Annotated in this window: 9 protein-coding genes; 8 read left to right on the top strand and 1 reads right to left on the bottom strand. The window is 47.9% G+C overall.

The annotated features are described in order from the left end of the window. Positions 1-6: 6 nt before the first annotated feature. The 6 genes from TCA2_RS17605 to yicI all read left to right on the top strand — a co-directional run bounded on the left by TCA2_RS17605 (position 7) and on the right by yicI (position 9,862). Positions 7-2,982 (top strand): CheR family methyltransferase, encoded by a 2,976-nt coding sequence (locus tag TCA2_RS17605; RefSeq protein ID WP_370510367.1) that lies wholly within the window; start codon positions 7-9, stop codon positions 2,980-2,982. A 218-nt stretch (positions 2,983-3,200) separates the two neighbouring features. Next, positions 3,201-4,253 (top strand): LacI family DNA-binding transcriptional regulator, encoded by a 1,053-nt coding sequence (locus TCA2_RS17610; protein WP_193746075.1) that lies wholly within the window; start codon positions 3,201-3,203, stop codon positions 4,251-4,253. A 248-nt stretch (positions 4,254-4,501) separates the two neighbouring features. Continuing rightward, a complete protein-coding gene (locus tag TCA2_RS17615; protein ID WP_052512138.1) occupies positions 4,502-5,746 on the top strand; it encodes a sugar ABC transporter substrate-binding protein in 1,245 nt (414 codons plus the stop codon). A gap of 17 nt (positions 5,747-5,763) precedes the next feature. After that, on the top strand, positions 5,764-6,687 hold the full coding sequence (locus tag TCA2_RS17620; protein WP_052512140.1) for a carbohydrate ABC transporter permease: 924 nt from the start codon (positions 5,764-5,766) through the stop codon (positions 6,685-6,687). Continuing rightward, complete coding sequence (locus TCA2_RS17625) at positions 6,687-7,517, top strand: carbohydrate ABC transporter permease (protein ID WP_047912907.1); 831 nt, start codon at positions 6,687-6,689, stop codon at positions 7,515-7,517. The genes TCA2_RS17620 and TCA2_RS17625 overlap by 1 nt, the downstream gene beginning before the upstream one ends. A 23-nt stretch (positions 7,518-7,540) precedes the next feature. Beyond that, a complete protein-coding gene (gene yicI, locus TCA2_RS17630) occupies positions 7,541-9,862 on the top strand; it encodes an alpha-xylosidase (RefSeq protein WP_047912908.1) in 2,322 nt (773 codons plus the stop codon). Between the two features lie 161 nt (positions 9,863-10,023). Here the strand turns inward: yicI and TCA2_RS17635 are convergent, their stop codons facing one another. Further along, a complete protein-coding gene (locus tag TCA2_RS17635; protein WP_047912909.1) occupies positions 10,024-10,608 on the bottom strand; it encodes a GNAT family N-acetyltransferase in 585 nt (194 codons plus the stop codon). A gap of 182 nt (positions 10,609-10,790) precedes the next feature. Here TCA2_RS17635 and TCA2_RS17640 point away from each other — a divergent pair, with 182 nt between their 5' ends. Together TCA2_RS17640 and TCA2_RS17645 are read left to right on the top strand one after the other, a co-directional pair. Further along, the gene (locus TCA2_RS17640) at positions 10,791-11,768 is read left to right on the top strand and encodes a sugar ABC transporter permease (RefSeq protein WP_047912910.1); all 978 of its coding nucleotides are present in this window, start codon (positions 10,791-10,793) and stop codon (positions 11,766-11,768) included. A 21-nt stretch (positions 11,769-11,789) separates the two neighbouring features. After that, positions 11,790-12,680: a carbohydrate ABC transporter permease gene (locus TCA2_RS17645; RefSeq protein ID WP_047912911.1), complete on the top strand. Its 891-nt coding sequence runs from the start codon at positions 11,790-11,792 to the stop codon at positions 12,678-12,680. Positions 12,681-12,728: the final 48 nt, after the last annotated feature.

Consider the following 12,728-nt stretch of genomic DNA (forward strand, 5'->3'; position numbering starts at 1 on the left):
GAACGAATGAGTACGGAGCAATTTATTCAACTGATTTTTGAGAAAATAAAAGAAGAGAGCGGCATTGACTTCACCTATTACAAGCGAAACAGTGTGCTGCGCCGGATTGAGCGCCGGATGGCGATGAACAACGTTGCCTCCGTTCAGGAGTACATGACCTATCTTGAAGAGCATCGAGATGAGCTTACCTCGTTAAGAAAGGATCTGCTTATAGGTGTAACCAATTTTTTTCGGGATGCAGAAGCGTTTCAAATTATTTATGACCAGGTGCTGCCCCGTATCTTTGAGAAGAAGAGCTATTCTAAGGAAATCAGGGTATGGGTGGCTGGATGTTCAACCGGAGAAGAAGCTTATTCAATAGCCATCCTTCTTAAGAAGTATGCACAACAGCTGGGTGATGATTATAATATCAAGATTTTTGCAACCGACCTGGACAAGGAATCCATAGAGTATGCGAGTCAAGGGATCTACTCGGAGAGCAATATTCATCATTTGTCAGAAGAGGACGTGGAACGGTTTTTTATCAGAGATGATGATATGTTTCATGTGAGCAAGGATATTCGCAAGATGGTTATTTTTGCACCCCAAAATATTATCAAGGATCCGCCCTTCCGCAATTTGGATATGGTTACCTGCCGGAATATGCTCATTTATTTGCAGCCGGAGATGCAAGTCAAGGTATTATCGTTATTTCATTTTGCACTGAATCCGGAGGGCTTTCTCTTCCTGGGTCCGAGTGAAACGTTAGGTAGGTTTGCGAATCAATTTGAGGCTTTTGACCGGAGATGGAATATCTTCTGTCACAAGAGTGGTAAAATGTCCTCGGATTCCGAGTCTGATTCTCAGTCATTCTCTATGGAAGGAAGAAGCTCCGGCCAGCATTCCTATCGAAGGACTGCCGCAGCTACGGTTCAGCCGAGAGAGCAGGTTCATGTTAAACGATCAGGCGATCTGTATACCATGCTTGCAGAAGAGCATATTTCGCCGGGGATGGTCGTTAATCATCATAATGATGTGATTCATTTGGTTGGAGCCATTAATGAGTATTTAGTGCTGTCGCAAGGTAAGCCTAGTTGGAATCTGTACAAAATGATCGATCAGAATGTAGCGGTGACCGTGTCCACTGGAATTCAGAAGGTGCGTGATTCATTGCAAAATGTGGTGTACCCTGCACTTCGTATCCATACGAACCAGGGAGATCGTTTAATCGATTTGCATATCCGCCCTTTTTCGCGCAAGAACAAGGCCTATGATAAATATGTACTGCTCTTGTTTGAGGATCCGCAGCATTTGAAGCAGGCTGAGGAAGTCGTGATGGAGCCTGTGCATATTGATAACACATTGAAGATGCGTATCTTTGAGCTGGAGCAGGAGCTCCAGCGTTCTGAGGAAAGTCTGCAGGCGACGGTAGAGGAGCTCGAGACCTCCAACGAGGAGCTTCAGGCCACCAATGAAGAGCTCGTTGCGGCAAACGAGGAGCTGCAGAGTGCAAACGAAGAGCTGCAGTCGGTTAATGAAGAGCTGGTAACGGTAAATACCGAGTTTCAATTCAAGATCCAAGAGCTCACGGATGTCAATAATGACATGAATAATTTCCTGGGGAGCACCCGAATCGGGACCATTTTCCTGGACAAGCGGATGTGTATCCGGCGATTTACTCCTGCGATTACGAAGGAGATTAATCTGATGGATGTGGACTATGGACGTCCCATTCAGCATATTTCACATCACTTTAGATATGAAGGTCTTGTGGATGATGCGCAGCATGTGCTGAAGACATTAGAGCCTTTGGAGAAGGAAATTCAAAGCCAGGACGGCACCTGGTACAGCATGAGAATACTGCCTTATCGTACAGAGGATAACTTCACTAGCGGTGTCGTGCTCACTTTTGTCAATATTACAGATTTGAAGGCAGTGAATGAAGAGCTGCTGAAGCTCTCTTATGCGATCGAACAGAGTCCGAGCATGACAATCATAACCGATGTGGCAGGGAAGATCGAATATGCGAATCCGAAGTTCACTGAAGTGACGGGCTACGCTTTGCAGGAAGCGAAGGGGCGAGATTTAGGCTGCTACAGCTATAGTGAATTTTCAATGAAGGACGTATTCAAGACTTCTCTGGACGGTGAAACGTGGAAAGGGGAAATCTTAAGCTATCGCAAGAACGGAGAGGAATTCTGGGAATCGGTCAAGATCATTCCGATTACAGATAAGCAGGGCCAAATTATTCACTTCGTGAAATTATCGGAGGACATCAGCGAACGCAAAAATGCGGAGGAGATGCTGCGCAAGACAGAAATGCTCTCGGCAGTAGGGCAGCTTGCCGCCGGCATTGCCCATGAAATCCGCAACCCGCTCACTGCCCTGAAGGGCTTCACCAAGCTGCTCTCCAAAAAAGAGGACGGGAATGCCTATATCGAAATTATGCTGACCGAGCTTAACCGGATTGAGCAGATTGTAAGCGAGCTGCTGGTGCTCGCGAAGCCGCAGGCTATTGAGTTCTCAGAGCATGAGCTGGAACCGATCATTCAGGATGTCATTATGCTGCTGGAGACACAGGCCATCATGAATAATGTCGAGATCACGGTGATGTATGAACAGAAGCTCAAAGTCATGTGTGTAGAGAATCAGCTGAAGCAGGTATTCATTAATGTATTAAAAAATGCGATTGAGGCCATGCCAGGCGGAGGGAAAATCGATATATCGGTCACATTGAACGAAAATGACAATATCGTGATCTCGTTTGTGGATAACGGGGCAGGGATACCGGAAGCCAAGCTCGCCCGAATTGGTGAACCGTTCTACTCAACGAAGGATAAGGGAACGGGACTGGGTCTCATGGTCAGCTATAAGATTATCCAGAATCACCAAGGAACCATACACATTGAAAGTGAAGTAGGAAGAGGAACCGGTGTAATCATTCAAATTCCAACCTCGAACAACCAAGCTCGAAGCTTGTTGCCTGTAGAGGGGAGTTTATAATACGCTCTTCTTGGCATTCAAATCAAAAGCGCAGGACCTAAGTGCTGCAAGCGTGTCCTGCGCTTCTTATACGAGATAATTGATGTACGAACATCATCAAATGTATGATTACATCAATTTTTGATTGACAGATAGTGATAAGAGCGATATGATCAGAAACATATTAAATCCGCCAATGAAATGAAACAGGAAAGCGGATACAAATGATGGAGAATGCGATGAAAGAAACGAAACGACTAACGATCAAGGAGATTTCACAGCGGATCGGGATTTCTGCTGCTACTGTGGATCGCGTGCTGAATAACAGGGGTAATGTGAAGCCCGAGACGTACCGTAAGGTTATGGATAAATTGAATGAAATGAATTATAGACCTAATAAATCGGCGAGCTTTCTCTCACGGAAGAAGGAAGTGTCCATAGCAGTGGTATTCCCTGAGCTGCCGGATTACTTCTGGTGGCAGGTCGAGAAGGGTGTCCATATCGCTTACGAGGAGCTGAGAGATTACGGTCTAAGGATTGAGCTCTTCAAATCCGAGAAGTATGACATGGAGAAGCAGAAGCAGGTCGTGCAGGATATTATCAGCTCCAAGGAATTTGATGCGATTGCGATTTCACCCAACGATTCGGAAGAGATGGCAGATCTTATTGATCAAGCTATGGATTCCGGTATGGGAATCTGTACGTTCAATAATGATTCTCCGCTCAGCAAGCGCCTGTTCTATGTAGGGTGTGACTATCGTATTGCGGGAAGGCTTGCGGCAGATCTGCTCTGCAAAATGACTGGGCGTGATGCCAAGCTTGGCCTCATTACATCGGATGCTTCATCGGTTCCGTCGGCAACGACGTTCCAGCTGCAGCAGAAGATTATGGGGTTCCGTGAGGTTATTGCTGACCAGCATGTGGAGATGACCCATCTGCTGAAGCTGAAGCAAGAGGATTATGAGCAGGCTGATGTGTTTAGGTCATTATTTGAGCAAGTGGATGCGGTCTATGTAACCAGCGCCAAGCTTAATGTGGTCGCACAGCATCTGGAGCGGTCAGGTCTCGCCGGCCAGGTGGCTCTCATTGGTCATGACATGACAGAAGAGATTTACAGCTATATGCGGAATGATGTTGTAACCGCCACGATCTGTCAGGACCCGGTTAATCAAGGGTATCTGGCTGTTAAGACTCTATTTGCCTATCTCGCGTATGGTGAGAAAATAAATGTGAAGGAAAACATCACGAAGCTGGAGCTTGTCACGAAGGAGAATGCAAGGTACTATATCTAGGTTTTGTCCTGCGGTATAGGCTTAATGCTTGCGTGCAAGTAGCGTTTATTGCTATGGAAGCGAAAGCCTATATCGCAGGAATTGCATTTCTTTTTGCATAAAATGATGTACGTACATCATTTTGCTTGAAATTTATATCATTGAGGATGATAAAGGACCTTGAGAGGGGTGATTTTTATAAACCACATGTTCAGGAGAGTTAATGGCAATTAGAAGAATCAATGTCTGCACGAAGAGGGGAGCGTATTATGAACAACAAAATGAAGGCGTTATCAATATTGCTAGCCGTGTTCTTGCTGCTGACTGCTTGTTCCAGCGGATCAGGATCCGCAGATTCAGGCGGCAAAAAAGTCATCACCTGGTGGGATACGATGACAACGGACGGAAGTGTCAATGCAATTAACAAGATTATTGCGGAGTATGAGGCGGAGCATCCTGATGTCGATATCAAGAGAACTTATGTGGCCTACTCCGATATCAAGACGAAGCTGCTTCTCGGTTCTATCGGTAATTCGGGACCGGACATTCTATGGATCGACAGTGCAGATCATCAGACCTTCTCGGCCGCAGGGGTACTCGCAGACATCACGGAAGAAGTCGAAGCCTGGGGAGAAGCGGATCGTTACATAGAAGGACCTTGGTCTTCAACAATGTATAACGGACGAAACTATGGCGTGCCTGTAGGGAGCAATAACCTTGCGCTCTACTATAACACCGATCTTTTTGAAGAAGCCGGACTAGCACCGCCCACGAACTGGGAAGAGCTGCAGGAAGCGGCTGCGAAGCTGACTAAGAATAACGTGTTTGGTTTCGCTGTAAGTGCTGTGAAGACGGAAGAAGGAACCTTTCAATTTCTCCCCTTCATGCTGCAGGCAGGGGCTGACATTCCGGAATTTGATGCTCCGGGAACTTTGAAAGCGCTAACTATGATGACCGATATGGTGGATCAGGGTTATATGTCCAGGGACGTAGTGACTCAGAAACAGGCCGACACCGCTACACAGTTTGCAGCAGGCAAAGTGGCCATGATGGTCAACGGCACATGGCAGATCCCATTCCTCGAAGCCAATTCCGAGGTGAACTGGGATGTGGCCGAGCTTCCTGCAGATGAGCAGTCGGCGACGGTGCTGGGTGGGGAGAACTGGGCGATATCTGAAGCATCCAAAAACAAGGAGACTGCCTTTGATGTCATTCAGTTTGCTAATGAGCCGGAGCGTCTGAAGGAGCTGCTTCAAACGAATGGTCGTCTGCCAAGCCGGGGAGATCTGCTTGAGGATCCGTTCTGGCAGGATGATGAGCATATGAAGGTGTTTGCCGACAGCATGCTGGATTCCACAGCGAGAGCGTACGGTCCGAACTATGCGAGCATTTCGGAAGCGATTCAGACGATGCTTCAGGAATCCCTGACAGGGGCCAAATCGCCTGAAGCAGCACAAGAGACAGCGAGCAATACGATCCAAGAGCTGCTCAAGGAACAACAAGAGAATGAATAAGAAAGGGGGAACTGACGATGGAGCCAAGCACAGTGCCTTCGGTGAAGCGCCCTAGTCCTACCAAACGTTTTTCAACATGGTCCAACTATTTGTTTATACTGCCCATCATTCTGTTTATGCTTGTGTTCGTCCTGTTTCCGATTATTTATAACATTACACTGAGTCTGCAGGATGTGAATGTCTACAACTTCAAGAAGGAGCACAGCTTTGTAGGCCTCGATAATTATATCGATACGTTTAAGGATCCGGTGTTCTTCACCGCACTTCGTAATTCATTGGTATTTACCGTATTTAGTCTCCTATTTCAATTCGGGATTGGATTTGCACTTGCCCTGTTCTTCAATCGCACCTTCCCGGGACGCAATGTGATGCGTTCGCTGATGCTCCTTGCCTGGATGCTGCCGGTTGTTATTACGGCCTCTGTGTTCCAGTGGATGCTGAACGGTGATTACGGCGTGATTAACTTTATTCTGCAGTGGCTGGGTATCCTCAGCGAGCCTCACAGCTGGCTCAGTGACAACAGCACCGCGCTGCTGTCGACAATCGTAGCCAATATCTGGATTGGGATACCGTTCAATATGATCATCCTGCTGACCGGTCTTCAGGGTATGCCGGAGCAGCTATATGAAGCGGCCAGACTGGATGGAGCCGGCAAGTGGAAGCAGTTCCGCCACATTACACTTCCACTCATGAGACCGACCATATTGATCCTTGTTATGCTGGGCATCATCAATACATTTAAAGTGTTTGATCTCATCTTTATCATGACAGCGGGTGGTCCGGTCAACTCGTCAAATGTACTGCCGATTTATTCATATCAGATGTCCTTCCTCAAATTTGAGTTCAGCCAGGGGGCAGCAGTATCCATGATCATGTTCATCATTCTGATCCTGCTTGCTATCGTTTACCTGCGGATGACGAGTAAGGAGGAGGCTCAATAATGGCACAATCCCAGAAAAAATACTTCATGACGTTCGTGTCCATTCTGATCACAGCCATGTTTTTGTTCCCGGTGTATTGGATGATCAAGACGTCACTTACACCGATAACCGACCTGTTTGCAACGCCGCCGAAGTTTGGCGTACTGAATGCGACCTTCCAGGCTTATGTCGATAATTTCATCAAGAATCAGGATATGCTGCGGTATATCGGCAACAGCTTTATCGTGGCGATCGGCACGATGCTCATGACACTGCTGTTCGCTGTTCCAGGTGCTTATGCGATGGCGAGGCTGAATATCAGAGGCAAATCCATCATCATGATTCTGCTGCTCGCGATTCAAATGCTGCCGGGGATTACCATGGCGATGCCGCTCTTCATTATGTTCTCCAAGGTACAGCTCGTTGACAGCTATTTGGGGCTGATCCTTGCAGACATGATTCATGCACTTCCCTTTGCAGTACTCATTCTGAGACCTGCCTTTATGGCGCTTCCCAAGGGACTTGAAGAGGCAGCAGCCATTGACGGATGCAACCGGTTTACAGCCTTCACACGGATTATGCTTCCGCTCGTTGTACCGAGCATGATGACGGTAGCTGTGTTCTGCTTCCTGTTTGGCTGGGGAGATTTTGTCTTCGCTCTGACATTAACGACCGATGACAGTGTACGTCCGCTGACACTCGGCTTGTACCGATTCATCGGACAATACGGGACGGAGTGGAACAACCTGATGGCGGTAGCTACCATTGCTGCACTGCCGATTATCGTTATCTTTATTGCTCTGCAGCGCTATGTGGTCGGAGGCATCGTCGCAGGTTCGATGAAAGATTAATTAAAAGAGATAGGAGAATGGCTATGAAATTTACTGACGGCTACTGGCATGTAAGATCTGGACTAAACGTACTTTACCCTGTGGAAATTCGTGATGTTGAGGTGAAGGAGGATTCCGTTACTGTATACGCATCGACCAAAAAAATCGAGCACAAAGGCCATACACTCAATACCACCCTTCTTACGGTAAAATACAGCTCACCGATGAAGGACGTGATCTGTGTTGAGTATATTCACAACGATGTGGATGAGGTATTGCCTCAATTTCATATCCATGAGGATGCAAATTCAACCGTTGATATTGCACAGGATAACACCAAGATAAGCCTAGCGAGTGGTGACCTCCGTGTGAACGTCGATCTTACAAGCGGCTGGAAAGTAGATTATAACTATGGTGAGAGAAGACTGACAGGCACCGGCTATAAAGGCCCGGCCTACATTAAGTCCACACTGGAGCCTGTCGTGCATATGCGCGAGCAATTAGATCTGGGAATCGGAGAATACATCTACGGGCTTGGCGAACGCTTTACTCCATTTGTGAAAAATGGCCAGGTCGTCGATATGTGGAATGAAGACGGTGGAACCTCCAGCGAGCAGGCTTACAAAAATGTACCGTTTTATATGTCCAACTACGGTTATGGCATTTTTGTAGATCATCCAGAGCGTGTGTCCTATGAGATTGCCTCCGAGAATGTATCCAAGGTGCAGTTCAGCGTTCCCGGCGAAAGCCTCAAATATTACATCATAGGCGGCAGCGATATGAAGGAAGTGCTGAACAACTATACGACCCTGACGGGCAAACCGGCTCTGCCTCCGGCATGGTCATACGGGCTCTGGCTGACGACCTCCTTTACGACGAACTATGATGAGGCGACCGTAAACAGCTTCGTGGACGGGATGCTGGAGAGAAATATTCCGCTGTCTGTCTTCCACTTTGACTGCTTCTGGATGAAGGAATTCCAGTGGTGTGATTTCAAATGGGATGAGGATGTATTCCCTGATCCTAAAGGCATGCTGGAGCGTCTGAAGAGCAAAGGACTGTCGATATGTGTCTGGATCAACCCTTATATCGGGCAGAAATCCTATCTGTTCCACGAAGGGAAGAAGCACGGCTATCTCGTCAAGAATCCGGATGGAACCGTATGGCAGTGGGATCGCTGGCAATCCGGCATGGGCCTCGTCGACTTTACCAATCCGGACGCGGTCCGTTGGTACAAAGACAAGCTCATTGAACTGGTGGACATGGGCGTAGACAGCTTCAAGACCGATTTTGGTGAGCGCATACCGACCCATGTCGTATACCATGACGGCTCCGATCCTGTGAAGATGCATAACTATTACACGTATCTCTACAACAAGACGGTGTTTGAGGCGCTTGAAGAATCCCGCGGCAAGAATGAAGCCATGCTGTTTGCCCGTTCTGCAACAGCCGGTGGTCAGCAGTTCCCGGTACATTGGGGCGGAGACTGCTCTGCGACCTATGCGTCCATGGCGGAAACACTGCGCGGCGGACTGTCTCTTGGCATGAGCGGATTCGGCTTCTGGAGCCATGACATCAGCGGCTTCGAGCAGACGGCTACGCCGGATCTGTATAAGCGCTGGAGTGCCTTTGGCCTGCTGTCCTCCCACAGTCGTCTGCATGGGAATGAGTCATACCGTGTACCGTGGCTGTTTGATGAGGAAGCGGTGGATGTGCTGCGTTATTTTACGAACCTGAAGAGCACGCTTATGCCTTATCTGTATGCTGCATCTGTAGATGCTACAAAACAAGGTGTACCGATGATGAGATCCATGGTGCTTGAATTTATGGACGATCTCAATTGTGCGCCGCTTGATCTACAATATATGCTGGGTGATTCCATGCTTGTCGCACCCATCTTCAATGATCAGGGGGCAGGGCGTTATTATCTGCCGAAGGGAAGATGGACGCATTTCCTCACAGGCGAGACGAGAGAAGGCGGTCAGTGGTACAGCGAGCAGTATCATTATTTCAGCCTCCCGCTGTTTGTACGGGAGAACAGCCTCATTGCGGTGGGTCAGAACGATTCGCGCACGGATTATGACTTTGCGGATCAAGTACAGCTTCATCTGTTTGAATTGCAGGAGGGAGCTACTGCCACAACGGTTGTGTACAATACGGCAGCAGAAGAAGAACTCTCGGTGCAGGCAGAGCGTAAGGGCGGCGTGATTCGCGTGACCTCATCAGGCGCAGGGAAACCGTGGCAGCTTCTATTGAGAGGCTTACCAGAGCTGAGCCGTGTAGAAGGAGCATCTCTGGAGACAACAGAACAAGGGGTACTTCTTACGCCGTTGTCTACGACAGGAACATTTGAAATGACGGTGTAGTATAAAATTAGACGAATTCAGTAAAACAGGCCGGGTCGCTGTGAAGTGACCCGGCCTGTTTATTGTAAGGTTCTTTGGATCTGAACCACTCGATATGATGATGATGATGATGATATTAGAACTCTGATGATGATGATATTAGAACTCTGATGATGATGATATTAGAACTCTTGACCCCGAACCTTCGAGAATACATAAGTGTCACGCATCGTACCGTCTACCCCAATACTGTCTCCCCGCAGTGTACCTTCCAGTACAAACCCTGCCCGTTTGGCTACATTAGCACTGTTTGTATTTCGGGCATCGCAGCGAATCTCAATTCGATTCGCGCCAAACTCCTTCACTGCAAAATCGGTAACGGCATGCACTGCTTCCGTGATGTAGCCTTGTCCCGCATAAGCGCTGTGGACCCAGTAGCCGATCTCGAACTTCCGGGTCTCCCAGTTGATCCGGTGCAGTCCACTGCTGCCGATGAGACTGCCGGAATCCCTCTTAAACAGCAGGAGCTGCAGATCCGTGCGCTCTGCGAAGCGAATCGCGGACTGCCTGATCTGCGTTTCGGATTCCGCTATCGTTGGTGCAGTCTTGGCCCAAGGCATCCAGGGTGCCAGCTCCGCGAGGCTTTCTTTAACAGCCTGGTTTATTAGCGTACCGTCACCCGGTCTCGGTGCACGTATGATCAGCCTTTCGCTATCTATGCTGTCCGGGAAATTGAGCAGAATCGGATTGATCTTGGCGTTGCTCATAGCAGCCCCTCCTAGAAAATTTTTCTAATAAACATAACATGGTACGTGACGATGATCAACCCGAAAAATGAGCACCAAAAACGAAATTTCACACCTTATCAATCGCTTGAATTGAAAGTATGATGGATTTATCAAATGTAAGTGCTTACACATGAATATTACAAAATGAAGGGGGCTCCTCTATGGACATGGAACCTCGCCAAGCACCATCCGTTTCTGCTAAGAATGCCAAGGCTCCCCGAGCTTCAGCAGCACTCCAGCTGGGGAAGAAATTTCTTAGACAGAAGCACATACAGACAATGGCTCTGCTTGGTGTAGTCTGGATGTTCATATTCAACTACATCCCGATGTACGGCATTATTATCGCTTTCAAGGAGTACGACATTATCGGCTCCATATCCGAAGCGCCCTGGGTAGGGCTGGAGCACTTCAGAGAGTTCCTGGATGATGATAGTCTCGGTAATGTGATTCGAAACACGCTCGGAATGAGCTTGCTCAAGCTCATCATCGGTTTTCCGCTTCCGATCCTGTTCGCCCTGTTCCTCAATGAGCTGAGGAGCATTAAATTCAAACGCACAGTACAGACGATCTCCTACCTGCCTCACTTTCTATCATGGGTTGTTCTTGGAGGCATTCTGGCGACATGGCTGTCGGATATCGGGGTGCTCAATAACATTCTGATGGCACTGAATATCATCGATGAGCCGATTAGCTATCTGGCCGAGCCAAAATATTTCTGGACGATTATTATTGCCTCTGATATATGGAAGGAGCTTGGCTGGTCTGCAATTATCTATCTGGCCGCCATATCCAGTGTATCGCCTGAAATGTATGAAGCAGCAACGATTGATGGCGCTGGACGATTCCAGAAGATGTGGTACGTTACGCTGCCTTCCATCAAATCAACGATTACAATTCTGTTTATTCTCGCGGTGAGCGGTGTGCTGAATTCTAACTTTGACCAGATTCTCGTGCTGCGCAACTCCCTGAACGACAGTGCAAGTAATGTTATCGACTACTATGTGTACCAGACCGGAATTTTGTCCGGACGTTATTCCTATTCGACGGCAGTTGGCTTGATCAAATCGGTCATCGCGCTTATTCTCCTGCTGCTTGCTAACAAGGTATCGAAGAAGATTAACGGAACATCCCTTTATTAGGAGAAAGGAGGGTCTATAGCCTTGTGGACGCTTAATCGCAGAACCAAAGGGGAGTTCGCTTTTGATACATTGAATACCCTGATTATGCTCATTGTTTGTTTTCTGACGATGTATCCCATCTGGTATGTTCTTGTAAATGCCTTTAACGATGGAACGGATGCCATGCGCGGCGGGATTTACTGGTGGCCTCGTGAATTCAGTCTCGATAATTTCAAGGCCGTGTTTGACAGCCCTGGCATTATGACAGCAATGGGGATTACCGTTGCAAAGACAGTGGTTGGTACCGCAGTGCACGTCTTTTTTACCGCCATGGTGGCTTACGCCTTCTCTCGCAAGGATTTGATCGGAGGCAAGCTGTACATTCTGATGGGAACCGTCACTTTATTCTTCGGGGGAGGACTCATTCCGACCTTCCTGCTCATTCGGGATTTGCATTTGCTGGACAATTTTCTCGTCTACATCATTCCCGTTATGTTCAGCTTCTTCGACCTCATCATCTTTATGACCTTCTTCAGGGAAATTCCCGAAGGACTGGAGGAAGCTGCACGTATTGATGGTGCCAACGACTGGTCGATCTTCCTGAGAATTGTGCTCCCGGTATCCCTGCCTGTCATTGCGACCATTTCTCTCTTCCATGGTGTTTATCAGTGGAATGACTATTTTACCGGAATGATCTATATCAACAATACCGACCTGCAGCCGATACAGACTTATCTGTACCGCGTCGTTGCCCAGTCGAGCTCCAATCAGATGGTAGCGGCTGTGCAGGGAACGGCAGCGACCAAGACGGTGACTTCACAGTCGATTAAACTGGCGACCATGGTCGTCACGACGCTTCCGATTGTGTTCGTATATCCATTTCTGCAAAAGTACTTCGTAAAGGGGATGATGATCGGATCCATCAAAGGTTAAGTGTACGACATCGTATAGGAACGGTATACAAATAAGCCGAAAAGGGGT

It is taken from the genome of Paenibacillus sp. TCA20 (assembly GCF_000732325.1).
Lineage (GTDB): Bacteria > Bacillota > Bacilli > Paenibacillales > Paenibacillaceae > Paenibacillus > Paenibacillus urinalis.

Coding starts and splice junctions, on each gene's coding strand:
- TCA2_RS17620 (WP_052512140.1), top strand. CDS start 5,764: ATGGAGCCAAGCACAGTGCCTTCGGTGAAGCGCCCTAGTCCTACCAAA.
- yicI (WP_047912908.1), top strand. CDS start 7,541: ATGAAATTTACTGACGGCTACTGGCATGTAAGATCTGGACTAAACGTA.
- TCA2_RS17640 (WP_047912910.1), top strand. CDS start 10,791: ATGGACATGGAACCTCGCCAAGCACCATCCGTTTCTGCTAAGAATGCC.
- TCA2_RS17635 (WP_047912909.1), bottom strand. CDS start 10,608: ATGAGCAACGCCAAGATCAATCCGATTCTGCTCAATTTCCCGGACAGC.
- TCA2_RS17625 (WP_047912907.1), top strand. CDS start 6,687: ATGGCACAATCCCAGAAAAAATACTTCATGACGTTCGTGTCCATTCTG.
- TCA2_RS17610 (WP_193746075.1), top strand. CDS start 3,201: ATGAAAGAAACGAAACGACTAACGATCAAGGAGATTTCACAGCGGATC.
- TCA2_RS17605 (WP_370510367.1), top strand. CDS start 7: ATGAGTACGGAGCAATTTATTCAACTGATTTTTGAGAAAATAAAAGAA.
- TCA2_RS17615 (WP_052512138.1), top strand. CDS start 4,502: ATGAACAACAAAATGAAGGCGTTATCAATATTGCTAGCCGTGTTCTTG.